Annotated in this window: 10 protein-coding genes; 5 read left to right on the forward strand and 5 right to left on the reverse strand. The window is 36.7% G+C overall.

The window, feature by feature from the left end; all coding sequences use genetic code 11:
* Positions 1–4: 4 nt before the first annotated feature.
* The 4 genes from JI747_RS13415 to JI747_RS13430 all read right to left on the reverse strand — a co-directional run bounded on the left by JI747_RS13415 (position 5) and on the right by JI747_RS13430 (position 3,191).
* Positions 5–892 carry a helix-turn-helix domain-containing protein gene (locus tag JI747_RS13415; protein WP_225689401.1) on the reverse strand — a complete coding sequence of 296 codons (888 nt, stop codon included), beginning with the start codon at positions 890–892 and terminating at the stop codon, positions 5–7.
* Between the two features lie 77 nt (positions 893–969).
* Positions 970–1,335 carry a DsrE family protein gene (locus tag JI747_RS13420; protein ID WP_225689402.1) on the reverse strand — a complete coding sequence of 122 codons (366 nt, stop codon included), beginning with the start codon at positions 1,333–1,335 and terminating at the stop codon, positions 970–972.
* A gap of 371 nt (positions 1,336–1,706) precedes the next feature.
* On the reverse strand, positions 1,707–2,792 hold the full coding sequence (locus tag JI747_RS13425; RefSeq protein ID WP_225689403.1) for an NADH:flavin oxidoreductase: 1,086 nt from the start codon (positions 2,790–2,792) through the stop codon (positions 1,707–1,709).
* Between the two features lie 165 nt (positions 2,793–2,957).
* Positions 2,958–3,191 carry an alpha/beta hydrolase gene (locus JI747_RS13430; protein WP_225689404.1) on the reverse strand — a complete coding sequence of 78 codons (234 nt, stop codon included), beginning with the start codon at positions 3,189–3,191 and terminating at the stop codon, positions 2,958–2,960.
* Positions 3,192–3,587: 396 nt separating this feature from the next.
* Between JI747_RS13430 and JI747_RS13435 the strand changes: the two genes are divergently transcribed.
* Both JI747_RS13435 and JI747_RS13440 read left to right on the forward strand, forming a co-directional pair.
* Entirely contained in the window at positions 3,588–4,469 is an 882-nt protein-coding gene (locus JI747_RS13435; protein WP_225689405.1) for a helix-turn-helix domain-containing protein, read from the forward strand.
* A 201-nt stretch (positions 4,470–4,670) separates the two neighbouring features.
* A complete protein-coding gene (locus tag JI747_RS13440) occupies positions 4,671–5,180 on the forward strand; it encodes a hypothetical protein (RefSeq protein WP_225689406.1) in 510 nt (169 codons plus the stop codon).
* Positions 5,181–5,388: 208 nt separating this feature from the next.
* Here the strand turns inward: JI747_RS13440 and JI747_RS13445 are convergent, their stop codons facing one another.
* Positions 5,389–6,495 (reverse strand): glycine-rich protein, encoded by a 1,107-nt coding sequence (locus tag JI747_RS13445; protein WP_225689407.1) that lies wholly within the window; start codon positions 6,493–6,495, stop codon positions 5,389–5,391.
* An 882-nt stretch (positions 6,496–7,377) separates the two neighbouring features.
* Between JI747_RS13445 and JI747_RS13450 the strand changes: the two genes are divergently transcribed.
* The 3 genes from JI747_RS13450 to JI747_RS13460 all read left to right on the forward strand — a co-directional run bounded on the left by JI747_RS13450 (position 7,378) and on the right by JI747_RS13460 (position 15,142).
* A complete protein-coding gene (locus JI747_RS13450) occupies positions 7,378–9,453 on the forward strand; it encodes a T9SS type A sorting domain-containing protein (RefSeq protein ID WP_225689408.1) in 2,076 nt (691 codons plus the stop codon).
* A gap of 71 nt (positions 9,454–9,524) precedes the next feature.
* Complete coding sequence (locus tag JI747_RS13455) at positions 9,525–11,777, forward strand: T9SS type B sorting domain-containing protein (RefSeq protein ID WP_225689409.1); 2,253 nt, start codon at positions 9,525–9,527, stop codon at positions 11,775–11,777.
* A 620-nt stretch (positions 11,778–12,397) separates the two neighbouring features.
* Positions 12,398–15,142, forward strand: a complete 2,745-nt coding sequence (locus JI747_RS13460) for an RCC1 domain-containing protein (RefSeq protein WP_225689410.1) — start codon at positions 12,398–12,400, stop codon at positions 15,140–15,142.
* The last annotated feature ends 248 nt before the right edge of the window (positions 15,143–15,390 follow it).

Raw genomic sequence — 15,390 nt, forward strand, 5'->3', positions numbered from 1 at the left:
ATTTTTAATGAGATGCTGAACCTCTGTTGAAACCGATGGTATTTCTATAAATCTGGGGCGAAATATCCGTTTTATTCTTAAAAAGCCGGCTGAAATAATATTCATCGTCATATCCCAATTCATAGGCGATTTCTTTAATGGTTTTATCAGTAAGATACAGTTCTCTTTTAGCTTCAATGATAATTCGTTCCGTAATCAGGTCAGAAAGCGTTCTATTAAAATGATTTTTCGTGATTCTGGCCAAAGAAGCAAGGGTCTGATTCAACAGATCCGCATAATCACTGGCTGAATGTTTTGTGCGGAAATTCTCCTCAATCGCATTTTTAAGGTTCTGAATGACAAACTGTTGCTTGATATGAGTTGTTTCAGAATTCTGAATCGTTTGCTGTTCCAGTTTAATTCTTGTTGCTGTAACCAGTAAAATTTTTAAATAAGAAATCAAAACTTCATCTTTTCTGAAAGCATCATTCTTAAGTTCATTAGCAATTCCGTTAATCAAATTCAAAATAGAACTTTTACTAAATTCATCTAAACTGATAAAAGGTTTTTGATACACATTATTGAACAAAATCCCGTTGGCCGCAATTTCCTTATGATGCCTGTAAATACAGAAAAAATCGTGATGAAACTGTATCGAAATTCCCATAATCTGTTTCGCAGATTGCAACATAAAAGGCTGATACGGATACAATGCAAACAACGTGTTTTCCTTGAAAGAATAATCACAAAGGTCAACCGTCGCAACGCCTTCTCCCGAAGTAATAAGGATTAAAGTAAAATAATTATTCCGCTGAATATGGTCAAAATAGCTATTGTTATCAAACTCAAAAAGCTTGAAAGCCAGATTCCCGTTCTGCTCATTCACGAGCGTATAGACAGATTGTGATAACATTGTATCTGCAATTTAATTATTATTTTTAAATCAAAACTGCCCTCCGAAAAATTTCAAAAGGCAGTTTCAAAACAAGATTAGAAAATCAAAATATCGTAACCCTCATTTCTTAAATTTAGGAAACTTGGCAATCCTGGAGTTCCCGGAACCTCGTTCTCGTTCAATAGTTCATACCCGGAAACTTCAGTCCCGAATACGGCTACACAACCTTTCGAAAGCCCGTGAACATAATCTTTCACTTCACTGTAAAGCCCGTGAACAGGATGGTCTGCTTTTTCCAATTGTTCCGGCCATCTGATTCCCGTTCCCTGAAAAATGATTTTCACATCCTCACCTGCGTGTTTGAATTCGTAAGCCGAAGCCAAAGCGTTGAACACTCTTCCCAATGCTTCTTCCGAACCAGATTTTGGGTCAGAAAGAATAATAATTGCTGTTTTTTTCATTGTATAAAATTTAATTACACTGCAAAGGTGTGTGAATAACGGTCGCTAAAGAATGGATGATTTTTACTTTGTAATGGAGATTTTTAAGTTGTTTTCCAGTAGCTTCATCCCGCTATCCACTATATCTTTTTTGTCACGGCTTCCGCTTTGCTTCAGCCGCAACAAAAAAGGATGCCGTTTCTATCGGGGCTATGACAGCAGTCTACGATTGAATATTTGGTTTCAGATTCCGTTTCCGTTTTTTTTCGATTTCGGCGAGGCGGCAAAGCCGCCTCGCCGAAACCGAAAAAGAGCTTCTAAAAATAGAAAAAGCGAACTTTTTTATTAAAGTTCGCTTTATTTTAAATTATTAAATAGAAAATTCAAATTCGTTATGACCCCGGTTTTACAAAAGTTTGCCAACCCCTCATCGTTTCAATAAATCTTTCGCTCAGTCCGCCTTTACGAAGAAAATCTGCGGTCACAGGCAATTTCGGACTGTCATACATAGGATTCGCCTTTACCTGAAGCGGAAAATCTCTTTGAAGAATTCCGGCTCTTGCAATTAATACAAAATCACAGCCTTCATCCAGCAATTCTCCGGCACGTTGCGCGCTCATTATTTTTCCGGCAGCACCTAAACGTACACCTTTTCTTGGGAGTTCGGTAAAAACGCTCAACATTGTTTTTCCCTGAAAGCTTCCTTCCCTTACAAGCTGTGCCGAATCCCAAAGTGCCAAATCCAGATAATCGATTAATTCTTTATTAAAAATTTCGGCTGTAATTTCACGTAATTCTTCCAAACGCAATCCATAACGTTCAATTGATAATCGCCATCCAATCTGAAAATCAGAACCACAGGCTTTTCTGATTCCTTCAATCACTTCAATGGTAAATCTTGCACGGTTCTCTATAGTGCCACCGTATTGATCCGTTCTGTCATTTAGATTTGGAGACAGAAATTCAGATAAAATCCAGCCAAAAGCACCGTGAACAGAAACTCCGTCAAATCCTGCTAACTGTGATCTTTTTGCCGCTTCAATAAAACTGTCTCGGATTCTTTCCACTTCTTCCGTGGAAATAGCTTTAATATTCTTTAGTGTTTTATTTGATGCAGGAGCTGGAATTCCTCCTAATGAGGGAACAGCACGATGTCCAGCATGATGCAATTGTACTGCAGATAATGCACCTCCCTCACGAATTGCTGTTGCCATTTTGGTCAGCCCGGGTAAATGCAGATCACTATGGATTCCCAACTGACGTTCAAATGCAATGGCTCCGGCTTCCACAGTAGATGCGCTGGTTTGGATTAATCCGTAACCGCTCTGTGCCAATTGTTCCATCCATATCTGGTCATACTGGGATGCGGTACCATCAAAATTACTTTGCTGACTTGTCAGCGGGGCCAACATAAACCGGTTTCCCATTGCAGGACCGTGAAGAAATGTAAGAGGTTTAAATAAATCAGAAACAGACATTTTGTTTAAATTTTTGGTTTTACTTATCAATTTTTGTCTGTTACAAATTTGGTCTTTTAACGAGTCGTTAAAAATGGATGATTTTTACTATATGATGGATCTCTTTATATGTGCAAGTATGAAAATAAAACAATATTCCCATCTATTATGTTTATAAATACGGACTTATCTGGACAAAGAATCTGCCTCAACAATAGCATCTGCAAATTCCTTTGGAGCCTCCTGTGGCAAGTTGTGTCCTATTCCTCCTTTTAAAGTATGATGTACATATTTCCCTTTATATTTAGAAGCATAATTTTCAGGAAGCGGAAATGCAGCACCATTGGCATCACCTTCAAGCGTAACGGTAGGTACCCAAATATCCGGTGATTTTGCAAGTTTGGCTTCCAGTGTTTTCATTATATTTTTTTAAGTAATTATAGTACAAACATATTGTATATCTAATCAGCGATCATCTATTAAATAGGCGAACGGGACATTTTGAGCGTTGAAATAGACGTTGATATCTTTAAAGGAAAATTTGAGACTTTTTAAAAGAATATTTATTCGGTTGCTAAGCTATCCTGCCATTTAAACTTTGATCGTATTATTACAGAAATACATACGTCGTATTTTTTTTGAAAAAACAACAGAAAAAATTTCAGGTTACTTGATGCGCTGCGCTTTAAGATGAAAGTTTTACAGATAAGCAATGCAATGAAATAGTCCAGTGAATTAAAGGCTGTAAAAGAGTAATGGAAAATATTAATTTGCTAACAACAAAATGCCATTGGAATCTCAAACGCTTTTGTATATTTGATAAAAGCATTCCTCTTACAGATTATGGTCAACGACTACAAAAAATATGAATTGTTCGGAAAAACTCTGATGCAGAAAATTGATTTGAAAGCACCTTTCAGATATGATTTTCCCGTGGCTGAACAAGCCTGTTTTTTGTATGTTTTAAATGGCGAATTTCAATATAAAACAGATGAGATCAGCCTCAGTATTCCTTCGGATTATTCGCTGTTTTTAAATTGTATCAATTCAGGGAAAATGATTCATAATTCTAAAAAAGAAGAGAATTGTCAGATCGTTATTGTTACTTTTTATCCTGACATTTTAAAGAGGATATACGATAAGGAACTGCCTTCACTTTTTCAACAACCAAAGAATTTAATTTCAACCAAATCCAATGAAAAAACCGGCAATGATTTTCTCATCAAGAAGTATGTTGAAGGGCTTCTTTTTTATTTTGAAAATCCATCGCTCGTTAATGAAGATATTCTGACTCTTAAATTAAAGGAAATCGTATTATTGCTGGCTCAGTCACAAAATGCTGATTCTATTCAGTTGATTTTGTCGCAACTTTTTTCTCCAACAGCTTATTCTTTTAAACAACTTATTGAAGCTAATTTATTCTCACAATTGACTGTGGAAAAGTTGGCTAAACAAAATAATCTGAGCGTATCTTCCTTTAAGAGAGAATTTGCTAAACTCTACAATGATACACCTGCAAATTATATTAAAAATAAGAAACTTGAAAAAGCTGCAGAACTACTGTTAATATCTGATGAAAGAATTACCGATATCGCCTTTGACTGCGGGTTTAATGATCTTGCCACTTTCACAAAAAGTTTCAGTGATAAATTCCATAGTACTCCTACAAATTACCGGCAGGAAGGGAAAAGTAAATAAATCAAATAATTATATACAACTGAAGAGGCATTTCTAAATACAATCAAAAATGCTTTTTTTGAACTAAAATCTCAAAAATCTGAACCAAATCACAAAACCATTTTCGTGCAGCTGTCGCAACTTTGTATCGTTCATTTGAGGTAATGAAATATCGTAAATAAACAGTTTTCAATTGAATACGAATAATTAAAATATAATAAAATGGGTTTATCAGGTTTAGGAATTTTTCATACCGTTATTGGTATTATGGCTATTGTAAGTGGAATAGTGGGATTTGTGAAATATGGAAAAATCAATTTGGACGGGCTATCCGGAAAAATTTATTTTTATACTACCATTATCACTTCTGTTACAGCATTAGGAATTTCGAAACATGGTGGTTTCAATGTTGGTCACGTTTTTTCGTTATTTATACTTCTTTTGGTCATAACTGCATATTTTCTTTATTCACGCAAAAAAAGAAATAAAAGAGCCCGGTATTTCGAGAACTTTTTACTTTCATTTAGCTTTTTTCTTTCTTTGATTCCTACCATTAATGAGACTTTTACAAGGATTCCGGTGGGGAATCCGTTGGCTAAGGATGTAAAAGATCCAATTATAGCTAAGACACTTTTTGTTCTTTTCATTCTATTCGTCGTGGGAGCTATTTTTCAATACATTAGACAGAAAAAAAATAATAACAAAACGGCTCCATTTTATATAGAAGAATAATCGTAAAACCAACATTAAATGATGTTTCTACGGGGTTGAGATTTAAAAATCTTTAAAGTGTTTACAAAAAATAAGCCCTCATTTCTGAGAGCTTATTCATTTTAAAAAAAATTATTATTCCTTGATGAATTTCTTCTAAGCCGAAGTTGAGGCATCTTAATATTGATTACATGTAAGAGGAGAGATTCTTCAAAACTTAAATAATTTATTATTTCTTAATAAACTTAGATTTAAAGAAAACGTTTCCTTTATCTTCAATAGCAATCACATAAGTACCTCTTGTCAATGCTGAAACATTAATTATTCCACCATTCATTTGTCCCTGACTTACTAACTGCCCTGCAACGTTATATATTTTATATGTTGCTTTATCTGAAACTTTTGTTATGTTTAAGAAATCTGTCGCTGGGTTGGGATAAATATTTATATCATTCTTTGTACTTACCTCAGATGTTGATAACTGAGAATTAGTGATAGTAACCCTCCCGTTACCCGTAGTATCAGGATTGGTAATAAAACCGGATTGGCCATACTGTATCGTTACACCTCCCGTTACACCTCCAACATAAGAAGAACCGCCACCGCCGGCTCCTCCCCAGTGTCCACTGCCACCACCATAATATCCACCGCCACCAGCAGTACCACCCAAAGTTCCTGTACTTGAATAGCTTCCACCAGTTCCTAATGCTCCGGCTAAAGAATAAGAGATTATTCCCCCAGTTGCAGATGCACCTCCTGCGGTTTGACTTCCACCACCACCTACATAAGTTGCTCCGCGACTACTTCCTCCATTACTTCCAGTAGCGCCGCCGCCATTACCTCCATTTCCAGTATAAGTACTATAACCGGTACCACCGCCACCGCCGCCAGCAACAATTATTCTGTCTGCATAGGTCGTATTTTGAGTAGTCCTGATATCAGTTCCACCACCGCCAGTTCCTCCGTTATACCCGGTAGTATATGTACCTAAACAGCCACCACCACCATTCCATCCGCCTTGTGTTGAGCTTGTTGCCGTGCTTCCCTTACCTCCAACATAAATATAATAAGTTGTAGAGGTAGAAACCTGTAAAGTTCCGGTACTATATCCGCCTTTACCGCCTGTTCCCCTAAGAGCATCACCTCCATCAGCTCCCCACATTTCTATCTGATATGAACCTGCGGCAAGGGTTACCGATTGTACAGCTCCTGTATAAGAGAAAGTCTGTGCTTGTACTTGAGTAACAGACAAAAATGCACCAAATAATATTAAAACTGAGGTTTTCGTTTTTAATCCCCATATCTTAAGCTTCGATTGTTGTATATTTTTTTTCATGATTTAAAATTTAAAGTATTAAACATATGCTTTGAGCCCATTGCGCCCATTTTCACCGTTAAATTGGTGATTCGCTAGAGGCGTTCATATAAGCAGCTACTATATTTCCTTACGGAGATACGGTAGCAAAATCAGACGGAGAATATATCCATTGTCTGGAATTGGGAGTTGTCTCACTTGTAAATAGTATCGCATTACCTGTACAATGAGAAGTACCATCATACTCATACTGCAACCCAAAACGTTGCATTGATAGTAAAATGGCTAGAAAAATAAGTAGATTTTTTTCACATTTATAGAATTCTTATTGATTAGTTGTTTGTTAAGATAAATGTATTTTTTACTAGATTATAGTGTACTTCCTGTTATTGATTTTCAGGTTGAATTAAAGAAAAAAGGATTTGTAATGTTGTAAAGATGTTGTTTCATAGGCTATCTTATTTAAATGTTAAAATATAGAATAAATAAATTTATGTGTAATATATGATTAAAAATTGAATATATTAAAAAAAATAATATAAAATATTTAATGAATTGGATATATATAATGTGTTATCCGTTGTTTTGGAATTTGTGAGAATTGCCAAGACTAATTTTAACTGTTTGAAAACAGATAAATATTCTTAGACGTAAATTGTGACTAAGCATTTTTAATTAATAAAATTTGGTAATCATCTCCTTAAATGTACCAAAGCACAGTACAAATATTTTAACTGAATTATTTCCCTTAATTTAAATCTAAGTAAACCCTAATCCACTTTACTATTTTCTAATAAATAGTTAATTATCCTTTAATATGATAATCATATGTTGGATAATGATAATAAAGCTTCATCATCTTAGTATACTTTTGTGGTTAATTAGAATAATTAAAAATAAATTATGTATACGATTGCACATCACTTATTAAAAAAATGGGGAATAGGAGTTGGATTACTCGTTTTGGGAAATCTGCATGCCCAACAATGGGAAAACGTAGGAGGAGTATCTGCTGTTTCTGCCGGGGGAAGCAGTTTTAATAACCTTGTGATAGATAATGTAGGAAACTATTATCTGTCTTATTATGATCTGTCTGTTTCAAAAGGTTCAGTTCAGAAATTTAACGGAACTTCGTGGTCTTATGTAGGAGGAAGTGCCGGAATAACGACGAGTTATGCCACTTACAACTCATTATCAATTGATCATTCGGGAACAAATATATATTATACCAATCAGGGAACAGGCTTTGAAGCAAGACAATTCGATGGGAGTTCATGGACTGTTTTACCAAAAGTTGTAACCACTACCACAAACTATCAGGCTTCTGCTGTTTCTGCTTCCAATGTATTATTTACTTATGGAAGTTATGGAAGCGGAACTGTAAAGCGTTATACAAACGGAGCCTGGGAACAGGTAGGAGATGCAGGGTTTTCCGGTGGGGCCGAATTTGCAGAAATGGTGATCGGAACTAACAATATGATCTACACAGCTAATGTTTCCAGCGGCTTAAAAGTGTATCAGAATAGCGTAAATGCTTCAGCATCTGATGCCTGGTCTCTTGTAGGCGGAGCTATTGTTGATAATGCTTCTTCCGGGGAGCAATACACATCAGATCTTGCGATTGATGGGAATAATAATCTTTATGTAGCTTATGTTTCAACGACTTCAGCAGGTAAAAAAGTAAACGTTAAAAAATTTGACGGAACTTCATGGACACAGGTCGGAAATGCCAATTTTTCAAGCGGGAAAACACAGCATGTTGCATTGGCGGTAACCACATCGGGAACACCTTATGTAGTAGCAAGCAGATGGGAAAATGATGATTTTTTAAGAAATACAGTATATAAGTTAGATACCGCCACTCAAAACTGGGTGACCTTTGGAGGAGATTTTATTTCTGCGGGACAGGCTACTTATAATGATCTTGCAGTTGACAATATCAATAATTATTTGGTTTTAGCCTATTCTGAGGATAACACGATCGTGAAGAGAATAGCTTTATCTACCAACACGACTCCGGGCTGTAACAATACAGATCCAGGAAATACACCGGGGGATACAGGTTGCGTAACTTTTAATTATAACGCGCAATCGATTACATATACTACAGTAAGAGGAGCGGACGGGAAAATCTGGCTGCAGCAAAACTTAGGAAGTACAAAAGTAGCGTCTTCACTTACCGACGAAGATGCTTACGGTGACCTTTTCCAATGGGGAAGATGGGCAGACGGGCATCAAAACAGAAATTCAGCTCTGAACGGAACAGCACCTTCGCCTAACAATCCTCAGGGAATTACTGCAGGAAGCGCTTCTTTTTATTCTGCGGGTTATAATTCAGGTTCAAACTGGTGGTCAAACGGTCAGACAAGCGATACATGGGACGGAGAAACAGCATCTTCTGCCAACAGCACAAAAGGAGTTGACCCTTGTAAAGCAATCGGAACTAACTGGAGGCTTCCTTCCATTGGTGAAGTGGAAAATGTTGTAAGTGCCGAAAATATTTCAGATATTAATTCAGCTTTAGCAAGTAATTTAAAATTCGTTCCTGCTGGAATGAAAGACTATAGCGGAATTTTTTCACCAGGTACACGTTTATATCTTTGGTCTTCTACTTCATCACCTTATACTGGATCCGGACAGCATTTATACATCAGTCCGAATGTTGCCATTAGTAACAGTATGGGAAGAGACGGTGGACAGTCGGTAAGATGTATTAAAGATTTTACAGCACTGGGAACTACCGAGAATACTCCGAAAATAAACGTAGGAATTTACCCGAATCCAACTAAAGGCATTCTTTATATCAAAGCTGATACCTTAATTGACAGTGTAAATGTTTACAATGTTGCAGGTCAGAAATTAAATGTGAAATTCAGCAGCAATCAGATTGACCTTGAATCTGCACCTAAAGGAGTTTACATCGTAGAAATAAAATTAAAAGGTGGAAATACTTTAACTAAAAAAATTATCAAAAATTAAAACACTTTACACTTGAGTAATAACAAAGGGCTTTTTAAAGTCCTTTGTTTTGCGTTTAAACAATTTATATCATGAAGAAGTTTTTAATTACAGGTTTTGTTGCGCTTTTGGCTTTGTGCCATCAAATAAATGCCCAATCTTATCAGTTATCAGGAAGCCCGGTGAATACTGCCGGCTGGAGCTTAGTTCCTTCTGCTACCGTAAATACAGATTTTATTCAGCTTACGGCAGATCAGATCAGTCAGGTGGGAGGCATAAAACTGGATGATCCCATTAACCTTAAGTATTGTGATAAATGGAAAGTGGAATTTGACTTTAGAATAGATGGTAACGGTACCACCAGCTATGGACGGGGTGATGGTTTTGCTTTTTGGTATCTTGCCAATCCGCCTGTATCTTATCCTCAGGGAGGAGGTTTGGGAATTCCGGGCAATGCAAGCGGCTTGATGGTAGCATTTGATATATTCAATAACAGTTCTGAAGGGCAAATGAGTAAAGTTCACGTATTATACGGAACCAACAACCTTCCGGCCGGAAATAATAATATTGAATATAACAATACTCCAAACAGTACTTATCACACTCCAGATCTGATCTCCACTATTCCTTTTGTAGGCAGTACTTACAAACACGTTGAGGTAAACGGGGAAATTGATCCGAACAATACTGCCAATTGGATCATTATCATTAAAATTGATAATACTACGGTGGTTAATCAGTCTTTTGCACCATCCGGCGGAGCGGCAACGATGACCCAGGGATATTTCGGATTTTCAGCTTCTACAGGAGCTGCAAGTGCAAGACATTCCATTAAAAACGTAAAAGTATATGTAGATAAAGTTCCTTTGCTTCAGAATACGGTAATGCCTTCAGAAACGTGTCCGAATGCTCTTACAGGGGTAGTCACAACGGATTTAACATCTTTTAATTCCCAATTTGTAAATAATCCTGCCAATTATACCTTTACCTATCTTGTGAACGGGACACAGGTTACCAATCCTTCCAATTATCAGTTCTCGGCCAATACAACAGTCAATGTAATTGTAAAAGACAACAGCGGAACGTTTTGTGACAATCCAGATGCAAAGATTATTTTAACCCCGAAAGACGTAGAAAAGACAGATGCAACCTTATTTCGCTGCCCGATGAATGGTTTCGCAGTTTTTGATCTTACACAGGCTAATGTCACTCCGCTTACCAATGTAACGAAGCAATATTACAGGACACTTTCCGATTTAAATTCCGGAACAAATGAAATTACGAATCCCGCAACTTTTTCATCGGCAGAAGGCGAAGTGTATGTTAAAATTAATACGGCAACAGGATGTACTGCAATCGCCAAAATTTCTTTAAAGTTATATCCTGTTCCGACTGTAAATGAAGCTATCTTAAGAAGCTGTTTTAATACGGATAATGTTTCAACAGGAACTTTTAATCTTATTCAGGCATCTGTAACTACGGAAACAGGAATTACCAAAAAATATTTCACCAATTACAATGATGCTCTCGCAGGAATCAATGAAATAACCAATCCTCAGTCTTATATTTCAGTAAACGGATCAGTTTACATCAAAGTAATTAACAGCAACGGATGCGGAAGTATCGCCAAAGTAACTTTAAACGTGATTCCTCCTGTGTATTCTGAAATACTGAAAGATCAGATTATTTGTATAGAAGACACAACAACTCTTGATGCAGGACCCAACTTTTCATCCTATTTATGGAGTACCGGAGCAACGACACAAAGTATTACAAATGTTGGAGTAGGAACGTATTGGGTTGATCTTAAAAGCGGAGAATGTGTTTTGAGGCAGTACGTAAAAGTAATTCCATCAGAATCCCCTGTTATTAAAGGGATCAATTTGGACGGCAATACGGCAGTTGTTGAGGTTAAAGGAGGAAAAGCTCCCTATCAGTATTCCTTGGATGGTATTCAATGGCAGGAATCTAATGTATTTTCCAATTTAACAAGAGGGGAAAACACGTTTTATGTGAAAGATTTTTACAATTGTGATCCTGTGGAGGTAACGATTACCGTCCCGAATCTTGTCAATGTAATTACTCCAAACGGTGATGGATACAATGATGTAATTAATTATTCGGAATTAGGTTACAAGAAAAACTTGTCATTCATTGTCTACGACAGATACGGAAATAAAGTTTTCGAAGGAACTTCTTTTAATAATTATACCTGGAACGGAACAATCCAAGGCAGAAAAGTACCTACTCAAACCTATTGGTATCACATTTCATGGGATGAATCATCAAAAGAAAAACCTAAAATTGTATTTACGGGCTGGATATTATTAAAGAATAGAGATTAATTGAGAACTTCATTCTTATGTAAACTTTTAATAATTAAGTCTCAATATCAGATTTAAAAAGCGTTGATTTTTCAACGCTTTTTTTGTGTTTAAAAAAATACTGGTAAGCTGAAAAAATATTTATTATACACTGTTTCGTGAATCATAATAAAAATATATTTTTGTGATCAACAACATAAAGTTATTGTAACAGGCGGTGTTGTTTCCTCTAAAAACTAAACCTAAAAACATTAAACCATGAAAATGAACCCAACTACATTCTATTTATTTTTATAGATACTCCAAAACTAATTGCTGTTAATAATTTAATACGACAGTAAATCCTTACCATTTCTTTAGAGCTACAATCGTATAGAGCCCATTGGTTTTATTTGATTATTCCACATATCATATATAAACAATATTGGGTAGTAAAAGGACTGCTGATATTTCATTTTCGATCAGAAGTGACACAGGCTTTTATTGAAGTTTAGGGAGATTTTCATGTTGTATTATTTATGAATTCATTTGATTCTGAAATTTTTTTGTCCAGATCACTTATTATATGGAGTTCAGAAACCATTTAAACGAAGCGGAACCGAAAAGCTATACGAGTAGGAAAATATTATGAAAATTAAAATATGAGAAAAGTACTTTTATTATTCGTATTTATCAGTTTGCATTCCTTTGCTCAATGCTGGCAAAGCCTTAGTACGGGAGTTGAGTATTCAGCAGGAGTAAAGACTGATGGATCATTATGGACGTGGGGAATCAATTTCTCAGGCCAATTAGGTAATGGGTCAGGAGCTGGTAAAAAGGTTCCGACCAGAATAGGAACATTAAAGGATTGGAAAAGTGTGAATGCCGGCAGCAATCAAACATTCGCCATTAAAACCAATGGAACATTGTGGGCATGGGGAGATAATGAGTATGGACAACTGGGAGACGGAACCACCGTTGGGAAAAATGTACCCATACAAATCGGAACAGGAACAGATTGGCAAAGTGTAAGTACAGCAAGCCAACATTCAGTAGGAATCAAAACAGATGGAACATTATGGACATGGGGACGTAACAATAATGGACAATTGGGAGATGGAACTGCCATATCTCAAAGTGCTCCTGCGCAAATAGGAACAGCTACTGATTGGCAAAGCGTGAGTGCCGGTGAGAATTATACATTAGCCATTAAAACAGATGGTACGCTTTGGGGATGGGGATATAATATTTGGGGGCAACTTGGAGATGGAACTAACGTTTTAAAAAAAATTCCGGTACAAATAGGAACAGCTACGAATTGGAAAAGTGTTGATGCAGGGTATCAGCATTCGGCAGGACTCAAAACAGACGGAACACTATGGATGTGGGGTAATAATCTTTATGGGCAGTTAGGAGATGGTACTACTGTCAGAAAAACAGCTCCTATGCAAATAGGAACAGCAACAGATTGGCAAAATGTGAGTGCTGGCAATAATTATACATTAGCCGCAAAAACAGACGGAACTCTTTGGGGATGGGGATATAATTATTATGGACAGCTGGGAAATGGTACAAATGGAGGTCCAAATGTTACATTACCTACACAAGTAAGTAACTCGTCAGATAACTTACAGGTTGTTGCAGGAGAAAATTTTACTCTTATCAAAAGTATTGACGGATCTTTAAAAGTTTGTGGAAAAAATACATACAGTCAGCTAGGCGATAATACGACTGTTAACAAAAATACATTTATTTTCATTGCTTGTCCTGGAGTCTGTATTCCTCCAACGCAATTTTCAACAACCAATGTTACTTCTGCAACGGCTACTCTTAACTGGACAGCAGCAACTCAGGCTCCTGGTAACGGTTATTTATATCTTTATAGTACGAATCCTACTATTGGCGGGAACGATGGAAAGACTTCTTCTACAACAGTAAATTTGACAAACTTATTGCCTGATACCACTTACTACTGGTGGGTAGCACCGGATTGTGGATTTAGTTGGACAGACTGGGTATCGGCTGGTTCTTTTACTACACTTCCTACCACTGAAACAGGGTGTTGGCAAACTGTGAAAGTTGGCAATTATCATTCAATAGGAATAAAAACAGATGGAACACTATGGGCATGGGGAGATAATTATAATGGAGAGTTAGGAGATGGTACTAACACTGATAAAAATAAGCCAGTACAAATAGGAACCGAAAGTGATTGGGTAAAAATAGCTGCAGGTTTTTCTTATTCGGCAGGGCTCAAAGCAGATGGAACACTATGGACGTGGGGCAACAATTCCACAGGTCAACTAGGTGATGGAACTACGATCAAGAAAAATATTCCGACACAAGTAGGAACAGATACAGACTGGGTAAATATTGCGACTGGTAATAGTCATATAGCTGCCATAAAAACAGATGGAACACTCTGGGCATGGGGCAACAATTCCACAGGTCAATTAGGAGATGGAACAACCGTCAATAAAACAGTACCTGTACAAATAGGAACGGTAACAGACTGGCTAAGTGTGGCATCAAGAGGAAATCATACCCTTGCCATAAAAACAGATGGAACACTCTGGGCTTGGGGAGATAATTCTACAGGCCAACTGGGTAATGGAACTTTAATAGCAAGCACTTTTCCTATTCAAATAGGAACAGCTATGAATTGGAAAGCTGTTGATGGAGGAAGAGGTCATTCAATAGGACTAAAAACAGATGGAACACTGTGGACCTGGGGAGATAATACATGGTCACAATTAGGCGATGGAACTACAAATTCAAAGAATACCCCAACACAGATAGGAACAGAAACAAATTGGCAAAGTGTTAGCACGGGTTACCATGGTTCTTCTATAGCCATAAAAACGGATGGAAGTCTTTGGGTATGGGGATACAATAGTTCAGGACAATTGGGAGATGGAACAGAAACTCATAGATCTGTAACCCTACATATAGGAATTGCTACAAATTGGCAAAGCATTGCAGCAGGAGCTAATAATACATTGGCTATAAACAATGATGGATTTTTGGTAATGTCTGGCTTTAATTCGCTGGGAACGATAGGGGATGGCACAAAAGTTCAAAAGAAGATCTTCACACCTGTTGCATGTTCTACAGGTAGTTCAACTGTTACCCGTATGGCAGATAGTTTAGCAGTTACGCCTGTTTCAGTAAAGGCAGATGAGCTGAAAGTCTATCCAAATCCGGTTCAGGATATCCTGACGGTTTCACTTGATCAAAAGATCTCATCTGTAATGATCTACAATACGACAGGAAAGCTTGTACTTACAAAGACGATCAATGATACTAAAGGGACTGTGGATATATCCGGATTTTTACCGGGTACTTATCTGGTGAAAGTAAATGCGGCGAATGACTTTGTAAAAACGGTAAAAGTTATCAAACGATAAACACTATATTCTTAAAGTAAAAGTTGAGGTGTAGCGAAATTCAAACTTAGTTCATTTCAGTTTACAACCCAATATCAGATTTAAAAGCAGCGTCACTGATTAAGTGGCGTTGCTTTTTTTATCAGTTCAAATACACTTGAATATCTTTTTAAATTCGGATTATAATAGAAATCCCTAAACCAAAAAGTCTAGGGATAAGATTCAAATTCAATTAATTTATAAACTTAATTACTGGAAAGAGCCTGTTA

The organism is Chryseobacterium tagetis, from assembly GCF_016735585.2.
Taxonomy (GTDB): Bacteria; Bacteroidota; Bacteroidia; order Flavobacteriales; family Weeksellaceae; genus Chryseobacterium; species Chryseobacterium tagetis.

Bases quoted from the DNA above. Each gene is read 5' to 3' on its own strand.
- JI747_RS13415 (WP_225689401.1), bottom strand. From the start codon at position 892: ATGTTATCACAATCTGTCTATACGCTCGTGAATGAGCAGAACGGGAAT.
- JI747_RS13420 (WP_225689402.1), bottom strand. From the start codon at position 1,335: ATGAAAAAAACAGCAATTATTATTCTTTCTGACCCAAAATCTGGTTCG.
- JI747_RS13425 (WP_225689403.1), bottom strand. From the start codon at position 2,792: ATGTCTGTTTCTGATTTATTTAAACCTCTTACATTTCTTCACGGTCCT.
- JI747_RS13430 (WP_225689404.1), bottom strand. From the start codon at position 3,191: ATGAAAACACTGGAAGCCAAACTTGCAAAATCACCGGATATTTGGGTA.
- JI747_RS13440 (WP_225689406.1), top strand. From the start codon at position 4,671: ATGGGTTTATCAGGTTTAGGAATTTTTCATACCGTTATTGGTATTATG.
- JI747_RS13445 (WP_225689407.1), bottom strand. From the start codon at position 6,495: ATGAAAAAAAATATACAACAATCGAAGCTTAAGATATGGGGATTAAAA.
- JI747_RS13450 (WP_225689408.1), top strand. From the start codon at position 7,378: ATGTATACGATTGCACATCACTTATTAAAAAAATGGGGAATAGGAGTT.
- JI747_RS13455 (WP_225689409.1), top strand. From the start codon at position 9,525: ATGAAGAAGTTTTTAATTACAGGTTTTGTTGCGCTTTTGGCTTTGTGC.
- JI747_RS13460 (WP_225689410.1), top strand. From the start codon at position 12,398: ATGAGAAAAGTACTTTTATTATTCGTATTTATCAGTTTGCATTCCTTT.